Source organism: Antribacter sp. NEAU-D49, assembly GCF_057158775.1.
This window is the reverse complement of the sequence record NZ_JBXTSN010000018.1, coordinates 79,123-95,849: the sequence shown is the minus strand read 5'-3', so window position 1 is coordinate 95,849 and position 16,727 is coordinate 79,123. Positions and strand designations below refer to the sequence as shown.

Annotated in this window: 11 protein-coding genes; 6 read left to right on the top strand and 5 right to left on the bottom strand. The window is 72.7% G+C overall.

Translation table 11 applies throughout. The annotated features are described in order from the left end of the window. Window positions 1-31: 31 nt before the first annotated feature. The 3 genes from AC060K_RS14860 to AC060K_RS14850 form a co-directional block, all read right to left on the bottom strand. Window positions 32-1,231, bottom strand: a complete 1,200-nt coding sequence (locus AC060K_RS14860; protein WP_483766178.1) for a site-specific integrase — start codon at window positions 1,229-1,231, stop codon at window positions 32-34. A gap of 104 nt (window positions 1,232-1,335) precedes the next feature. Next, window positions 1,336-1,632, bottom strand: coding sequence for a helix-turn-helix domain-containing protein (locus AC060K_RS14855; protein WP_483766177.1), 297 nt, complete (start codon window positions 1,630-1,632; stop codon window positions 1,336-1,338). Between the two features lie 264 nt (window positions 1,633-1,896). After that, complete coding sequence (locus tag AC060K_RS14850) at window positions 1,897-2,727, bottom strand: alpha/beta fold hydrolase (RefSeq protein ID WP_483766176.1); 831 nt, start codon at window positions 2,725-2,727, stop codon at window positions 1,897-1,899. 112 nt (window positions 2,728-2,839) lie between these two features. On the opposite strand from AC060K_RS14850, the gene AC060K_RS14845 reads away from it, so the two are divergent. From AC060K_RS14845 to AC060K_RS14830, 4 genes are all read left to right on the top strand, one after another. After that, window positions 2,840-5,575 (top strand): helix-turn-helix transcriptional regulator, encoded by a 2,736-nt coding sequence (locus tag AC060K_RS14845; RefSeq protein WP_483766175.1) that lies wholly within the window; start codon window positions 2,840-2,842, stop codon window positions 5,573-5,575. A gap of 84 nt (window positions 5,576-5,659) precedes the next feature. Then, window positions 5,660-6,481 carry an alpha/beta fold hydrolase gene (locus tag AC060K_RS14840; RefSeq protein ID WP_483766174.1) on the top strand — a complete coding sequence of 274 codons (822 nt, stop codon included), beginning with the start codon at window positions 5,660-5,662 and terminating at the stop codon, window positions 6,479-6,481. Window positions 6,482-6,513: 32 nt separating this feature from the next. Next, window positions 6,514-7,329, top strand: a complete 816-nt coding sequence (locus tag AC060K_RS14835; protein ID WP_483766173.1) for an alpha/beta hydrolase — start codon at window positions 6,514-6,516, stop codon at window positions 7,327-7,329. Then, the gene (locus tag AC060K_RS14830) at window positions 7,326-8,159 is read left to right on the top strand and encodes an MBL fold metallo-hydrolase (RefSeq protein WP_483766172.1); all 834 of its coding nucleotides are present in this window, start codon (window positions 7,326-7,328) and stop codon (window positions 8,157-8,159) included. The genes AC060K_RS14835 and AC060K_RS14830 overlap by 4 nt, the downstream gene beginning before the upstream one ends. Before the next feature lie 21 nt (window positions 8,160-8,180). Here the strand turns inward: AC060K_RS14830 and AC060K_RS14825 are convergent, their stop codons facing one another. Beyond that, the gene (locus AC060K_RS14825) at window positions 8,181-11,039 is read right to left on the bottom strand and encodes a GNAT family N-acetyltransferase (RefSeq protein WP_483766171.1); all 2,859 of its coding nucleotides are present in this window, start codon (window positions 11,037-11,039) and stop codon (window positions 8,181-8,183) included. Window positions 11,040-11,141: 102 nt separating this feature from the next. Between AC060K_RS14825 and AC060K_RS14820 the strand changes: the two genes are divergently transcribed. Together AC060K_RS14820 and AC060K_RS14815 are read left to right on the top strand one after the other, a co-directional pair. Further along, a complete protein-coding gene (locus AC060K_RS14820) occupies window positions 11,142-13,634 on the top strand; it encodes a DNA gyrase/topoisomerase IV subunit A (RefSeq protein WP_483766170.1) in 2,493 nt (830 codons plus the stop codon). Window positions 13,635-13,742: 108 nt separating this feature from the next. Next, on the top strand, window positions 13,743-15,446 hold the full coding sequence (locus AC060K_RS14815) for an alpha-amylase family protein (RefSeq protein WP_483766169.1): 1,704 nt from the start codon (window positions 13,743-13,745) through the stop codon (window positions 15,444-15,446). Here the strand turns inward: AC060K_RS14815 and AC060K_RS14810 are convergent. After that, window positions 15,415-16,656: an IS701 family transposase gene (locus AC060K_RS14810; RefSeq protein ID WP_483766168.1), complete on the bottom strand. Its 1,242-nt coding sequence runs from the start codon at window positions 16,654-16,656 to the stop codon at window positions 15,415-15,417. The genes AC060K_RS14815 and AC060K_RS14810 overlap by 32 nt on opposite strands. Window positions 16,657-16,727 lie beyond the last annotated feature (71 nt).

The following is a 16,727-nucleotide window of genomic DNA, read 5'->3' as shown; positions in this document are numbered from 1 at the left end:
GGACCCCACGGGGTCCGGCCCAGCGCCGCGCTTACACAACGCTCAGATGTCCTCGAACGGCCCGCTTCCGCGCGATGGCTATGACGGCCGCGACGGGAGCGCTCCGCACGACGCCGGGCTCCGAAGACTCGACAAGTGCCTGGAGCACATCGCGCACGTCCGGAGCGACCTCTCGCCGTGCGATGTAGTGCGACTGCGTGACGCCCTGCGGCTTGTGCCCGAGCACCTGGGCGGCGACATGGTCCCCGTACTTTTCGGCGATCGCTGTCGCCGCCGTCGAGCGCAACTTGTGGAAGGAGATCCTGCGGGGGTCCAGCGCACCGCTCGACTTCTCGACGATCCGGTTCAGGACGCCCGTCGCGTTTCCCGAGTCCCAGGCGGTCCCGTTCCGGGTGAGGAAGACCCAGCTCGTCGGCTCGGCGTTGTCCGGGCGGACGCGGAGTAGGGCCTCGACGACTATGGGCGGCAGGAGCAAGGTCCGGTTGCTGAACTCGGTCTTCGGGACCTCCTGGCGCATTCGGCCGTTTCCCGGTACTTCCGTCTGCGTCCCCGAGATCGTGACGGTCGGCTCTGCGCCCTCGAGCACGAGGTCGCTCCAGCGCAGTGCGCATGCCTCCCCGACCCGCATGGCCGACCCCAGGAGCAACGTGAGGAGGGTGTCGAGGTTCGCGGTCGTGGTTCGCATGATGGTCAGCGACAAGTCGTCGCGCAGGATCCTGCGGACCGTCTGGAGCTCGTCGGCCTCCAGCGCGATCGGTCGAGGTGCGTGCTTCCGGATCGGTGAGACCCCGGCCATCGGATCGGTCGCCAAGATCCCGAGCCGCACGGCCGATCGGAACGCTCCGCGCAGTACCTGGCGGATCCCGTCGGCGCGCCCTGCGGAGATCCGCCTGTGGGAGTCGAGCCACTGCTCCAGCGCGAGCGTGGTGACTTCGTCCAACCGCAGGTTCCCAATCCCACCATCCGGGGCGCAGATGTACCGCACAGCGCGTTCGGAGTGCACCAGAGACTGCGGCCGTGGCGGGATCTCACCCGTGCGCTCGGCGGCGTCAGGACGCGACCAGAAGGCCGTCGACTCTGCCTCGACCTGGCCGTACCAGTTTCGGCACAGCTCGCCGACGGTCGTCACAGTCGCGACGACCGTGGCGCCAAGGAGCGCGTCGACCCTCTCCTTGCAGTTGGCCTTCGCGGCCTGCTTGGTCGGGCCCGTAGCGGAGGTCTCGTCCGCCACACCCAGGAGGGTGCAGTACCGAACCCGCGCCCGCCAGCGGCCGTTCGACTGCTTCGAGGCGCTGATGCTCCCGTGCTCGCCGGGCTTGAGCTTGGGGCGGCCCATCACGACACCGCCCTTGACTCGCTCCACTCAAGCAGGTCGCGCGGGTCGTACCGGACGTGCCGGCCGTGGAGGCGGTAGCGCGGGCCGACGCCCTCGTAGCCGGCACGTCGCCACTTCTCCAGCGTGTGCACGGAGACACCCAGCAGCTCGGCTGCCTGCTCGGGCGTGTAGTAGCCAGCCGCGGGGAGCGTGACGTGGCGAGGCACCGGGCGCGGTGGTTGCTGGCGGGCCATGCACGTGAGGTGCACGGGGCGAGCCGCGCTGACCCGGACCGAGCCGTCCCGTGGGTGCCGCACGCGGCACCGTCCCTGCGAAAACGCGTCCAATTCGTGTCACCCCGAGGCGTCACGAACCTGCTGTCACTGGTCACGAGGCCATGAGGCAGAGGGGAACGAGTTCTGCCTCGACTGAGCTGCGGGTGGGGCGGTGGGACGACCTTGTTCGAGACGGGTTTCGCGCCGGAGACACAGTCTCCTGACGTCGCGAGGGCTCCGCGAGCGCCGGGCACGCCACGCGTATGGCGTGCCCGGCGTTCAAGATCTCCCAGGAGCCGCCAGGGCTCAGCCCTTCGCCGCGTCGAGGATCACGTTGGCGACCACGCCGGGCCGGCTCATCATCACGACGTGCGACGCGTCGACCTCGATCGTCGTCGACCCGGCGCGGGCCGCCATGGCGCGCTCCGCTTCCGGCGGGATGATGCGGTCCTGCTTGGCGACGATGTACCAGCTGGGGATCTCTGCCCAGGCGGGTGGCCCGGCCGGCGTGAACAGCGCGCCGAGCGCCCCCGGCCGCTGTGACGCGGCGAGGAACGCGGCCTCGTCGCGCGGGAGGTCCTGCGCGAAGAGCCGGTGGAACCAGGCCGGGTCGATGTAGGCGTCGGCGTCTCCCTCTGGAGCGCCGGGGAACGGCCGGATGATGAGGTGGTCGGTGACGTCGGTGTGCCCACCGCCGAGCCCGTTCATCGCGACGACGTTCTCGCCTTCCGCGGGTGCATAGGCGGCGACGTAGACGAGGGCTTCGACGTCGGGGTCGCCGGTGGCGGCGTTCGTGATGACGGCGCCCCCGTAGGAGTGGCCCACGAGCACCACGGGACCAGTGAGGGTGTCGAGGAACTGGCGCAGGTACGCGGCGTCGGACGCCGGGCCGCGCAGCGGGTTGGAGAACGCCAGAACGGGGTAGCCGCGGTCGGTGAGCCGCTCGGTGACCTCGGACCAGCCGCTGGAGTCAGCGAATGCGCCGTGGACGAGCACGATCGTGGGCTTGGGGCCGGGATGCGGGATGTGCCGGCCCCCGGCGAGCGGGGCCGCTGTGCCGGTGACAGGCGCCAGCGCGACCAGCGCGGCGACGACGGCGGCCGACACCACCGCGTACGGGCGGAATGTTCGATTCATGGGAGTGCCTTCGATCGGGGGTACGGACACGACGATCGTCGGCACGAAGGCGCCCGGGTGAACCACGCGGCACACGTAGTCTCAGCAAAGTCCTGCCCACTAGCGTGGACCCGTGCCAGACGCCGGGGACCTTGTCGGCCGTGCTGCCGAGCTGCAACGCGTGGCGGCACTCATCGGCCTGGCGCGCAACGGACGCGGAGGTTCGCTGGCGCTGCTCGGCGAGCCGGGTATCGGCAAGACGGCGCTCTTGGCCGCGTCGACAGCGGTCTCGGGCCTCCGCACGGTGCGTGTCGACGGCTACGAGTCGGAGTCCGCGATGCCTTTCGCCGCGGTCCAGCGGCTCGTGTCCACGCTGCGCGAATCACTGCCAGCACTCCCGGAGCGGCAGCAGCAAGCCCTCTTGGTCGCGTCCGGCCAGGCCAGGGGTCCTGCGCCGGACCGCTTTCTCGTCGGCCTCGGTCTGCTCGGCCTCTTGTCCGCTGTGGGTGCGGACGAGCCCGTCGCCTGCACAGTCGACGACGCCCATCTCGTCGACCCCGAGAGCCTCGACGCTCTTGCGTTCGTGGCGCGACGGCTGGACCGGGAGCGGGTAGCGGTGCTCTTCGCCTGCCGGGACGAGGGCACGGTCGTGGAGCACCTGGGTGGCGTGCCGCGCCTCGACATCGAAGGGCTCCCGACGGACGCCGCCATCCACCTGCTCAACCGGTCCGCGAGGCAGCCGCTCGCCCCGTCCGCGGCCGTCGCGATCGCCCGGGCGACAGGGGGCAACCCCCTCGCCCTCATCGACCTGGCGGGCGAGTCGCTCGTCCACGCCCTCCCCGACCTGGGCCTCTCAGGTGACCCGGTACCGGTCGGGCGCAGCCTCGAGGCGCACTACGTACGCCGGGTACGCCGCGTGGAGGCCCCGGTCCAGGCCTGGGTCCTCCTTGCCGCTGCCGACTCGACCAGCAACATCGACCTGGTCACAGCGGCGGCGCAGGAGCTCGGCCTCTCACCGGACGCCGGTGACCCTGCCGAGCTTGCCGGCCTCGTCGAGCTCGCCCGGGAAGTACGGTTCCGGCACCCGCTCGTGCGCTCCGCGGTCTACAACGCAGCGACAGGGGCCGAGCGCCGGCAGGTGCACCGCGCCCTCGCCCAGGCCGCCGAACAGCTCGGCATGGTCGAGGCGGAAGCCTGGCACGCCGCACGCTCCGTGCTGGGAACCGACGACGCAGTCGCTGCCCGGCTCACGCAGACGGCGGACCTGGCCGCAGGACGTGGTGGTCTGACGTCGACAGCGCGCCTGCTCGCCCGGGCCGCCGAGCTCAGCCCACCGGGTGAAGCCCGCACCGACCGCCGGCTCGGTGCCGCCGAGGCTGCGCTCGCGGTCGGCGCGGTTCACCTTGCGCGGCAGCTGGTCGACGAGGTCGACGTGACCATGTGCGGGCCGGTGAACCGAGGCCGGGTCCTCGTTGCCGAGAGTGCGCTCGCGCTGCTGTCCGGCAAGCCGGACGGGGTGCTGCGGGGCGCGGCGACGCAGCTGCAGGCCGCGGATCAGTTCCATGGGAACGATGCCGCCCGCGAGCAGGACGCGCTCCTCGGCGCGTTCGACCGGTGCTGCAACGCCGACCGGCTGATAATCGGCGTGTCCAAGGACGAGCTGGGACGTCGTCTGCTGGCGGGAGCGGAGCTGGGCGGGCGGTGGTCGGTCGTGCTCCGAGGGCTCGGTGCGCTGGTCCTCGAGCCGTACGACCGGGCGTACCGTCCTGCTCGCAGCGCGTTCGACGCGCTCCTGGTGCTTCCGGACGACGAGGTGATGCACTTCGGGGCGCTGATCGCCGCGCTGGGCGGATTCCTGTGGGACCACGAGGGCCGTAGTGCGGGGCTCGAACGGGCGGCACGTGCCGCCCGGGACCGCGGTGCACTACGCCACCTGGACAACCTGCTGTGGATCATGGCGTTGTCCGAGGTGTTCGGTGGGACGGTGCAGCGAGCGAACCGGTTCGTGGGGCTCAACCGCGAGGTACGGCAGGCGATGGGCTACGACGGCGAGGTCGTGCCCAACGCGGCGGTGCTGGCGTGGAACGGGGCGCCCCAGGAGGTCGTCTCGGCGATCAACGACGGGGCCGCCGCTGCGGGGTTCGGCGGGGTCTACGCGACGGGAGTCGAGGCTCTGGCGATCCAGGATCTGGCAGGTCGGCGGTACGCCGAGGCGTACGCACGTCACCGACCACTGGTCGATGAGCCGTTCCTGCAGGTGACGCCGCTCTACTACGTGGACTTCGTGGAGGGCGCGGTCCGCAGCGGGCATGCCGACGAGGCGACGCCGATCGCGCTCGACCTGGCCCAGCGGGTCGCCGTCAGCGGCTCGGACTGGTGCCGCGGTATCGCCGAGCGCGCGCTGGCCCTGGTCAGTACCGACGATGCTGCGGAGGCCCACTACGTGGCGTCCGTGACGGCCCTGGACGCGGCTCGCCTCGACGTGGACCTCGGCCGGTCCCACCTCGTCTATGGCGAATGGCTGCGCCGGGTCCGGCGTCGACGGGAGGCGACCGAGCACCTCCGGCTCGCCGTCGACGCCTTCCACCGCTCGGGCGCAGACCTGTTCGTGCCGCGCGCGCTGGCCGAGCTCGAGGTCCTCGGTGAGCGCCCGAACGAGGTCCAGTCCGCGCCGCGACACGTCGACCTGACCGCGCAGGAGCACACGGTTGCCCGGCTCGCGGCCGCAGGACGGACGAACGCGGAGATCGCTGCGAGTCTCTTCCTCAGCCCGAACACCGTGGACTACCACCTGCGCAAGGTGTTCCAGCGCCTCGGGATCTCGTCCCGGCGGCAGCTCGCGGACCGGCTCGCGGAGGGTACGGGCTGAGACTACGAGGACCACGTGGTCCGACCGGCACCGGCCGGCGGGAGGCTCGGGGGCACGAGCCCGACCCGACCGAGGAGGCCCACCATGCCGTACATCACCGCCGACGACGGCGCCCAGATCTTCTACAAGGACTGGGGCACCGACGGCACGCCTGTCCTGCTCAGCCACGGCTGGCCCCTCAACTCCGACGCGTGGGAGGCGGCGGCGCTGTTCCTCGCCGAGCACGGTCACCGTGCCGTCGCGCACGATCGGCGGGGCCACGGCAGGTCCAGCCAGACCTGGTCCGGCAACGAGATGGACACCTACGCCGACGACCTCGCCTGCCTCATCGACGCGCTCGACCTGCGTGACCTCACCCTGGTCGGCCACTCCACCGGCGGCGGCGAGATCGTCCGGTACATCGGCCGGCACGGCACCGCCCGGGTGGCGAAGATGGTGCTGGTCTCCGCCGTCCCGCCCCTGATGCTGCAGACCGACGACAACCCCGGCCTCCCGGTAGAGGTCTTCGACCAGATCCGCGCCGGCGAGTCCGCCAACCGCTCCCAGCTCTACCGCGACCTCGCCGACGGGCCCTTCTTCGGCCACAACCGCAACCACGACGTCCCGCAGGGCTTCCGTGACGCGTTCTGGCTTCAGAGCATGGCCTGCGGCCATCGTGCCGCGTACGAGTGCATCGCCGCGTTCTCCGCGACGGACTTCCGGCCGGACCTGGCCAAGATCGACGTCCCCACCCTCGTTGTCCACGGCGACGACGACCAGATCGTCCCGTTCCCGGTGGGCGGCCAGCGCTCCGCCCACCTCATCGACGGTGCGGTGCTGAAGGTCTACGAGGGCAGCGGCCACGCCCTGCCCGACACCGACCGCGACCGCCTGCACGCCGACCTCCTCGCGTTCATCGAGGCGTGAGCACTCCGACCCCTTCTGAGAGGAACGAACAGATGAGCACACCCGACACCATCGTCCTGATCCACGGCTTCTGGGTCACACCCCGCTCCTGGGAGGGCTGGAAGGCCCGCTACGAGTCGCAGGGCTACACCGTCCACACCCCGTCGTACCCCGGGTTCGGTGAGGTGGAGGCCCTGCGGGCCGACCCCACCCCCATCGCGGACCTGACGATCGAGGCGATCGTGGACCACCTGGAGGCGTTCCTCGACACGCTCGACTCCACGCCGATCCTGATGGGCCACTCGGCCGGTGGCTCATTCATGCAGGTGGTCATGGACCACGGGTACGGAGCGGCAGGCGTCGCGCTGAACTCGGCACCGACGGAAGGCATCCGGGTCACCCCGTGGAGCCAGCTGCAGTCAGTCTTTCCCGTGCTGAAGAACCCGCTGAACCACTCGCGCGCCGTAGGACTGGACCCCGAGCAGTGGAAGTACGCGTTCACGAACACCTACACCGACGAGCAGTCGGCCGCGTTCTACGAGCGGTACCACATCCCGGCATCGGGCCGGGTGCTGTTCGACTCGGTGCTGGCGAACTACCAGCCCGGTCACCAGGGCGCCTGGGTCGACTTCCGCAACAAGGACCGTGCACCGCTGCTGTTCCTCTCGGGCTCCGAGGACCACATCATGCCCCCGGCGGTCCAGGCGTCCAACGCCAAGCACTACAAGGGCGAGGGCACCGTTACCGAGCACGAGACCTACGAGGGGCGGCCCCACCTGATGGTCGCAGGACCGGGCTGGGAGGAGATCGCCGACCACGCGCTCGAGTGGGCTCTCGCCCAGGCGGCGACCCGGAGCACCGTCGCGTGACACTGCCCGACACCCCGGTGGACCCGCCCACGCTGCGTCTGACCCACGTGGGCGGGCCCACCGTCCTGGTCGAGCTGGCCGGATGGCGCATCCTCACCGACCCGACGTTCGACCCACCGGGCCGCACGTACGGGTTCGCCCTCGACACGACCTCCACGAAGACGGCGGGGCCCGCTCTCACGCCCGAGGACGTGGGGCCTGTGGACGTGGTGCTCCTCAGCCACGACCACCACGCGGACAACCTCGACGACAAGGGCCGCGCCCTGCTGCCCTCGGCGGGCATGGTCCTCACGACGGTGCCAGGTGCCCGGCGCCTGGCAGCACCGAACGTCCGAGGGCTGCGGGCCGGCACCTCGACGACCGTCGCCGACGGAGTCCGGCCCCCGCTCACGATCCTGGCCACGCCCGCCCGCCACGGCCCGCCAGGCACGCGACCGCTCGTGGGTGCGGCAATCGGTTTCGCCGTCTTCCTGCCCGACGGCGACCGCGCGGCCCTCTGGATGACAGGTGACACCGTGCTGCACCGACCCGTGCGCCGCACCGCGCGGAAGCTCGCCCCGGACGTGCTGCTCGTCCACGTGGGGGCTGTGAGGTTCGGCCTCACCGGACCCCTGCGCTACACGATGGACGCGCGCGAGGCCGCCGCGCTCATCTCCCTGGCGGCCCCGCGCGTGGCCGTGCCGGTGCACTACGAGGGCTGGTCACACTTCTCCGAACCCGAGGGTCACGCCCGCACGAGGCTCAACACCGGTCACGTGCCGAGCGGGACCACCATCATGTGGCTCGAACCCGGGCACCCGACCTCGGTGCGCCCCCGCCGCGAACCCTGACCAGCACTGCAGATCGACCGCCTACCCCGGCAGCGCCCTCAGCAGCGCGTCCGTGCGGCGCTCCGCCGGCCGCAGCCGCACGGTCGCGTGCAGGATCGACACCCCGTGGTCGGCCACGACCACCGGGTACAGCTCGAGCGACGCGAGCTCGGGCAGGTCGTCGGCCAGGAGCGACACCCTGGCCAGGACGTCCTCGAGCGCGGCGACGTCGGCGGCGGGCGCGCCCTGGTAGCCGAACAGCCGCGGCGCGGCCCGCACGCCACGCACCATGCGCGCCACGTCCACGTCCGTGAGCGGCGGCACCCCGTGCGACACGTCGTCGAGGAGGTCGACGGCGTCGCCCGCCAGCCCGAACGACACGACCGGACCGAACAGCTCGTCCTCCACGGACCGCACCACGCACGCCACCCCGGCCGGCGCCATGCGCTGCACCTCGAGCACGGGTCGCGCGGTCGGGATGAGGGCGGACGCCGCCTCCTGCATCCGGGCGACGTCGTCGCGCAGCTCGTCGGCGTCGGCGATGTCGAGCCGCACTCCCCCGAGGTCGGTGCGGTGCCGCAGCACCGGTGACGCGATCTTCAGCGCCACCGGCCAGCCCAGCTCCTCGGCGGCGGCGACCGCCTCGTCGGCGTCGGCCACCCGTCGCGTCTCCCAGAGGTGCAGGCCGTAGCAGGCGAGCAGCTCGGCGGCGGCGGGGGCGTCGAGCTCCACCTCGTGCCCGACGTCGCCGTCGGCCCGCCCGGGTGCACCGCTGTGCCCCGCTACGCGCGCGCCCTGGGCGCCCGACGCGGCCTCCGCGAGCGCCGCCTCCGCGAGCGCCCGCGCCCGGGCCCGGGAGCCCGGCGCACCCTCCGGGAGGGCGGGCCGTACCGGGGCACCGTGGTCCTGGGTACGCCAGGTCGCGTAGCGGGTGACGGCGCCGAGGGCCCAGACGGCGTCCTCGGGCGTGGAGAAGGCGGGGATGCGGACGGTGCGCTCGCCGCCGTCGGGCAGGGTGGCGGTGGCGGCGAGCTCGTCGGGCATGCCGTGCAGGCCGAGCATGCTCGCCACGGTGGTGCGGCCGGTCCGGGCGGCGGCCGCGGCGACGGCGCGGGCGATGCGGTCGCCGCGGGGCAGCACCACGGGGACGTCCACGACGACGACGACGTCGCACGCCCCGGGCGCGTAGACGGCGTCGACGGCGCCGGAGACGTCCACGTCGGGCGCCTCGGACGCGAGCACCACGGCGGGGCCGACGGTCAGGCCCGCGGCGCCGCACGCCTCCGACACGAGGGTGAGCACCGACGGCGAGCTCGCCAGGATGCCGACGCGCGCGCCGGACGGGAGCGGCTGGTGCGCGAGGACCTGGGCCACGTCCATGAGCTGGTGGGTGTTCTCGGCGCGGATGACGCCCGACTGGCGCAGCACCTCGTCGAGCATCCGCCGGGGGGCGCGGGTGGCGCGCACGGCATGCCCGGGCGGGACCACGTGCCCGGAGCGCCCCGCCACGACGACGACGACAGGCTTCACCATGGCGAGCCGCCGCGCGATCCGGGAGAACTTGCGCGGGTTGCCCAGCGACTCGAGGTAGAGGCAGACGACGCCGGTGGCCGGGTCGTCCTGCCAGTACTGCATGAGGTCGTTGCCCGACACGTCGGCGCGGTGTCCGGCGGAGACGAGCGCGGAGACGCCGAGCCCCCGCCGCCGAACGGTGGCGGCGAGCGTCACCGCGGCCGGGGCGGACTGGCAGAACAGGCCGATCGTCCCCGGTGCGGGCGCGCTGGTGGCGAGGCTCGCGCGCAGCTGCGACCCGGGCGTGGTGGTCAGGAGGCCGAAGCTCGCCGGGCCCACCACCCGCATCCCCGCCCCGTGCGCCACGCGCAGCAGCTCCCGCTGCCGGGCCAGCCCGTCGGGCCCCTCCTCGGCATACCCGGCCGAGAGCACGACGACGCCGCGCGCACCCCGGCCCGCCAGGTTCCGGACCGCCTCGATCGCCTCGGGCGGCCGGAGCGCCAGGAGGGCGAGGTCGACGTCGCCCACCTGCTCCCAGCCGTCCACGAGGGTGACGCGGTCCGGGTGGGCGGGCGCGGCGCCGTCGGGCACACCGAGGACCACCAGGTCCGTGTCGCCGGGGTCCTGGGCGACGGACTCCACCACGCGGGCGGCGAGGAGCGACTCGACGGTCTGCGGGCCCGGCCCGCTGCCGGGGTGCGGGCCGGGTCCCACGAGGAGGACGCGGCGGGCGCTCAGGAGGCCCTGCATGGACCGCGCCTCGGCGCGGTGCTCGCGGTCGGCCATGACCTCGCGCGACCGGTCCGTGGGGTCGAGGTCGATCGAGACGGTGACCACGCCGTCGTCGAGGTGCTGGTCCACGACGTAGCCCGCGTCGCGGAACACGGCCAGCATGGCGCGGTTCTGCGGCAGCACCTCCGCGACGAAGCGACGCACGCCGCGCTCGCGGGCGGCGGCGGCGATGTGCTCGAGGAGGACGGAGCCCAGGCCGCGGCCCTGGAAGGAGTCCGCGATGTTGAACGCGACCTCGGCGGTGCCGTCCTCGACCACGTCGTAGCGGGCGACGCCGAGCACGTCCTCGGGGTCTGCGACCGTCGGGTCAGCCGGGGCCTGCGCCGGGCGCACCGCCACGATGGCCGCCCGCCGCACGTGGTCCACCGTGACGAACTGCCGCAGCATCCGCTCGGGCAGGCGCTCCAGGGCCGCGAAGAACCGGAAGTAGGTGGACCGCTCGGACTGCGCCATCTGGAACCGCTGCAGCGCGTCGGCGTCGTCGGGCCGGATGGGGCGCAGGTGGGTGGTGCTGCCGTCGCGCAGCACCACGTCCGCCTCCCACTCCTCGGGGTACGGGACGCCCACGTGCCCCACCACCTGCCCGGTCTCGTCCACGGGACCAGGCTAGCGAGACCGCGAGCGTCCACGGGGATGTGGGCGGCGGGCGGTACTGTGTGGCCGTCAGATCCCCACCACTTTCAGGAGCACCGCACACTCATGGCGCGCAAGCCGTCGACCCCGCCGCTCGATCCGAGCGAGATCCACGAGAAGATCGTGGACATCGACGTCTCGGCGGAGATGGAGGCGTCGTTCCTCGAGTACGCCTACTCCGTGATCTACTCCCGCGCGCTTCCTGACGCACGGGACGGGCTCAAGCCGGTGCAGCGCCGGATCCTCTACATGATGTCCGACATGGGGCTGCGCCCCGACCGCGCGCACGTGAAGTCGTCGCGCGTGGTGGGCGAGGTCATGGGCAAGCTGCACCCGCACGGCGACACCGCGATCTACGACGCGCTGGTGCGCCTCGCGCAGGACTTCTCGCTGCGGCTCCCGCTCGTGGACGGGCACGGCAACTTCGGCTCGCTGGACGACGGCCCGGCCGCCCCCCGGTACACCGAGGCGCGCCTGGCGCCGCCGTCGGTCGCGATGACGTCGGGGCTGGACGAGGACGTGGTCGAGTTCGTCCCGAACTACGACAACAAGCTGACCCAGCCGGAGGTGCTGCCGTCGGCCATCCCGAACCTCCTGGTCAACGGCGCCTCCGGGATCGCGGTCGGCATGGCCACGAACATGCCGCCGCACAACCTCGTCGAGGTCGTGGCCGCGGCGCAGCACCTGGTGAAGCACCCCGACGCAACGCTCGAGGACATGCTGCGGTTCGTCCCCGGACCGGACCTGCCCACGGGCGGCAAGATCGTGGGGCTCGAGGGCGTCCGCGACGCCTACCGCACGGGCCGCGGCACGTTCCGCACCCGCGCCACCGCGCGCGTCGAGAACCTCACGCCCCGGCGCCGCGGCATCGTCGTCACGGAGCTCCCGTACCTGGTGGGCCCCGAGAAGGTGGTCGAGAAGATCGCCGAGGGCGTCAAGAACAAGAAGATCCAGGGCGTCGTCAACGTCCAGGATCTCACCGACCGCGCGCACGGCCTGCGCCTCGTCGTCGAGGTCAAGACCGGGTTCGACCCCGAGGCGGTGCTGGAGCAGCTGTACCGCACCACGCCGCTGGAGGACTCCTTCGGCATCAACAACGTGGCGCTCGTGGACGGCCAGCCGCGCACGCTCGGGCTGCTCGAGCTGCTGCGCGTCTGGGTGAACCACCGCATCTCCGTGGTGCGGCGCCGGTCGGAGTTCCGGCTGCGCCGCCGCCGCGAGCGGCTGCACCTGGTCGAGGGCCTGCTCCTCGCGATCGTCGACATCGACGAGGTGATCCAGGTGATCCGCACGTCCGACGACGCGACGGGCGCCAAGGAGCGCCTCATCAGCGTGTTCGACCTGTCCGACCCGCAGGCCACCTACATCCTCGACCTGCAGCTCCGCCGCCTGACCCGGTTCTCGCGGATCGAGCTGGAGAAGGAGCAGGAGCAGCTGCGCAAGGAGATCGCCGAGCTCGAGGCCATCCTGGCCGACGACGCGCTCCTGCGGAAGGTCGTGTCCGGCGAGATGACCGAGGTGGCCAAGACCTACGGCACGCCGCGGCGCACGGTCCTGCTCGACTCCGCCGGCGGTTCCGTCGGGTCGGTCGCGGCGGCCCCCGCGGGCCGCGGCGCGGCCGCCCGGGGTGCCGCTCCGATCTCGCTCGAGATCGCCGACTCCCCCACGCGCGTGCTGCTGTCGGCCACCGGGCTGCTCGCGCGCCTGCCGGAGGACGTCCCGGTGTCCCGCGAGGGCCGCCGCGCGGCGCACGACGCCATGCTGGGCGACTGCTCGGCCACCACGCGCGGCGAGGTCGCGCTCGTCACCTCGGCCGGGCGTGCGCTGCGCATCTCCGTCCTCGACCTGCCGGCGCTGCCGCCCACCGACGGCGCGCCGAGCCTCTCCGGAGGCATCCCCGTCAGCGAGCTCGTGGTGCTCCAGCCGGGCGAGAAGGTGCTCGCCGTGGCGTCGCTCTCGGCCGAGGCGCCCACGGTGGCGCTCGGCACCGCGTCGGGCGTGGTCAAGCGGGTCGCCGCGGGCGACGTGCCCAAGAACGGCGACGAGTGGGACGTGATCGCGCTCAAGGACGGCGACACCGTCGTGGGGGCCACCACGGTCACCGACGAGGACGAGCTCGTGTTCGTCTCCTCCGACACCTCGCTCCTGCGGTTCGCCGCGTCCGCCGTGCGCCCCCAGGGCCGCGCCGCCGGAGGCATGGCGGGCATCAAGCTGGCCGAGGGCCAGCAGGCGGTCTTCTTCGGTGCGGTGCCCGCCGGGTCGCGCGACTCCGGCGTCGTCGTGACCATCGCCGGCTCGGCCGACGCGCTGCCCGGGGTGGACCAGGGCGGCTGCAAGGTCTCGCCGTTCGAGCTGTACCCGGCCAAGGGCCGCGCCACGGGCGGCGTCCGGTCGCAGCGGCTCCTGCGCGGCGAGGACCGCCTGGTCCTCGCGTGGGTGGGCGTGGCGCCCGCCCGGGCCGTGGGTTCCGGCGGCCAGCCCGTCGAGCTGCCCGCCCTGGACCAGCGCCGCGACGGCTCCGGCACGCCACTGCCGGCGCCGGTCGCCACGATCGGCTGACACCGGGCTGGTTCCCGAGGCGCCGTCACCGCTCCGGCGGTGGCGGCGCCGTCGTCGTCCTCGCGTCTCGGCGAGCGGGTGGTCCCACACCTCGGTAGGCATGTCGGTATGAAGATTCGAGACACAGGCGACCTGTGGTGGAAGAACGCCGTCATCTACTGCCTCGACGTCGAGACCTACATGGACTGGAACGACGACGGCGTGGGTGACTTCCCCGGGCTCGTCCAGCGCATCGACCATCTGGCAGACCTCGGCGTGACGTGCCTGTGGCTCATGCCCTTCTACCCGACGGCCGACCGCGACGACGGCTACGACATCACGGACTACCTCGGCGTCGACCCACGGCTCGGTGACGTCGGCGACCTCGTGGAGCTCGTCCGCACCGCGCGGGACCGCGGCATCCGGGTCATCGCCGACCTCGTCGTCAACCACACGTCCGACCGCCACCCCTGGTTCCAGGCCGCCCGCCGCAGCACCGACAACCCGTTCCGCGACTTCTACGTCTGGCGCTCCGACCCGCCTGAGCCGACCAAGGACCAGGTCGTCTTCCCGGACCAGGAGCAAGGCATCTGGACCCAGGACGAGCAGACGGGCGAGTGGTACCGGCACCGCTTCTACCGGCACATGCCCGACCTCAACACCGCGAACCCGAAGGTGCGCGAAGCCGTGGCCAAGACCATGGGCTACTGGATCCAGCTCGGCCTGTCCGGCTTCCGCGTGGACGCCGTGCCGTTCTTCCTCACCGACGCCGCCGGGACGCCGGACGACGACATCGACGACCCGCACGACTTCCTGCGCAGCCTCCGGTCGTTCCTCTCTCGCCGGGCGGGCGAATCGATCCTCATGGGCGAGGTGAACCTGCCGTTCGACCAGCAGCGCCTGTACTTCGGCGACGACGGGTCGGGCGAGGGCGACGACTCCGGGCCGTCGTCGACGGAGCTCATGCTCCAGTTCGACTTCAACGGCATGCAGGCGCTCTACCTCGCCATGGCACGGCAGGACGCCGGGCCGCTCGCCGCCAGCATCTCGGAGCGGCCGCCCATCCCGCGCGACGCGCAGTGGGCCACCTTCCTGCGCAACCACGACGAGCTGACCCTCGACAAGCTCACCGAGGAGGAGCGGCAGGAGGTCTTCGCCGCGTTCGGCCCCGAGCCGGAGATGCAGCTCTACGGCCGCGGGCTGCGCCGCCGGCTGCCCACCATGCTCGGGGGAGACCCCCGCCGGATCCGCATGGCCTACTCCCTGCTCTTCGCTCTGCCCGGTACCCCCGTCCTCTTCTACGGCGAGGAGATCGGCATGGGCGAGAACCTCGCCGCGGAGGGCCGGCTGGCCGTCCGCACCCCGATGCAGTGGACCTCCGGACCGAACGGCGGGTTCTCGCGCGCGCCGGCGCGCAAGCTCGCGGGCCCTGTGCCCGACGACGGCTACGCGCCCGAGCACGTCAACGTGGCGCACCAGCGCCGCGACCCCGACTCGTTGCTGGCGTTCGTCCAGCTCCTCGTCCGGCGCTACCGCGAGTGCCCGGAGCTCGGCTGGGGCGAGCCGCAGGTGCTCGGCCAGCCGCACCCGTCCGTGCTCGCCCTCCGCACCACGTGGGACGACGCCTCCATGGTCACGCTCCACAACCTTGCGCCGAACCCCTGCACCGTGCCCCTGACGTTCGACGACCTCGACCCCGCCACCCGGCTCGTCGACCTGCTCGAGGACGGCGAGTGCACGGTCGGGGACTCCGGCGAGGCCGAGGTCGTCCTGGACGGGTACGGCTTCCGGTGGCTGCGGATCAGCCGGCCGGACTCGCGTCGCCTGCTGTAGCGCCGACCGCGAGCGCCTCGCCGGGCACCTCGTCCGGCACGTGGTCCAGCGCGTCGCCGGGCGCCAGCGCCAGCGCCGCCAGCGCGGCCAGGTCGGCCTCGTCCGACTGCACGCGGGCGCGGGCCGCGTGCGCGATCGACACCATGGCCATGTGGTGGTGCCAGCCGTCGTAGGAGCGCCCCTCGTAGTCGACTGCCCCGAGCGGGCGGGCGGTCTGCGTGAAGGCCTCGTCGGCGGCGTCGACCAGGTCGGTGTGCGCCACGACGCGGCCCAGGTCGGTGTCGAGGTCGGTGAGCCACACGCCGGCCCAGCCGGCCTCGCTCGACCAGACGCTGACCAGGCTCGCGGCCACCGGGCCCGAGGCCGACGGAAGGGTCACCTGGGCGCGGCTCGCCGTGCGCGGCACGGCGCCGGGGACGGGGCGCCGCTGCGGGCGCACCACCTCGGCGAGCCGCTGGGCCCGCACGGTCACGGGACCGGCGCCGCGCTCGTCGGCGACGGTCAGGATGGTGCTGCCGGGGATCCGCAGCAGGAACGGCACGCCCTTGGCCTGGGCGGCCCGGATCACCAGCGCGGCGTCGGTCTCGCGGGCGTCCATGATCACGGGCGCGGCCGTCTGCGGGCGCAGCGACTTCACGAGCGCCGCCGCGGCGTGCGACGACGTCGGGCTGTCGGTGCTGCTGGGGATCCGGGCGCGGGCGCGCTTCTCGTCGTCGGCGGTCCACGCGCGCGGGATGACGAGGCGCCAGTCCACCGGGACGGTCATGCGCGAGCCCATGAACCAGGTGGCCAGCACGTGCTGGTGGTTGACGACGCGGCCGAGGCAGGGCACCACCTCGTTCTTGACGCCGACGGAGTGGTCGCCGTGCTTCTCGACCACCATCGGCCGGATGACCCAGCCGCGGGCCTGGTCCTGCGTCTGCAGGTGGTCGGTCAGCTTGGCGAGCACGCCGCGCGACGACCACGTGGACCGGCTGATGAAGTGGTGGAGCCGCTGCTCGTAGGCGGTCTGCGCCTTGTCGCAGCTGGCGATGCCGCGGACCGTCTTGCGCCCCCGTGCGGCCAGCAGGCCGAGCACGTAGTCGAGGCCGGTGCGCCGCTGGTCGCTCCGTGCCAGGCCGGCCAGCACCAGCTGGCAGAGCTCGGCGGCCTGCTCCCTCTCGATGGTTCCCTCGACGGTGTCGAGGTCGTCGTCCGGATGAACACTCATGACCGATCCCCCAGGCGGCCGGGTACTCCCGGCCTCAGTCAGGCGTTATTAAACAGATGTGCAGTTTCTGC

Coding starts and splice junctions, on each gene's coding strand:
- AC060K_RS14835 (WP_483766173.1), top strand. CDS start 6,514: ATGAGCACACCCGACACCATCGTCCTGATCCACGGCTTCTGGGTCACA.
- AC060K_RS14820 (WP_483766170.1), top strand. CDS start 11,142: ATGGCGCGCAAGCCGTCGACCCCGCCGCTCGATCCGAGCGAGATCCAC.
- AC060K_RS14840 (WP_483766174.1), top strand. CDS start 5,660: ATGCCGTACATCACCGCCGACGACGGCGCCCAGATCTTCTACAAGGAC.
- AC060K_RS14810 (WP_483766168.1), bottom strand. CDS start 16,656: ATGAGTGTTCATCCGGACGACGACCTCGACACCGTCGAGGGAACCATC.
- AC060K_RS14815 (WP_483766169.1), top strand. CDS start 13,743: ATGAAGATTCGAGACACAGGCGACCTGTGGTGGAAGAACGCCGTCATC.
- AC060K_RS14850 (WP_483766176.1), bottom strand. CDS start 2,727: ATGAATCGAACATTCCGCCCGTACGCGGTGGTGTCGGCCGCCGTCGTC.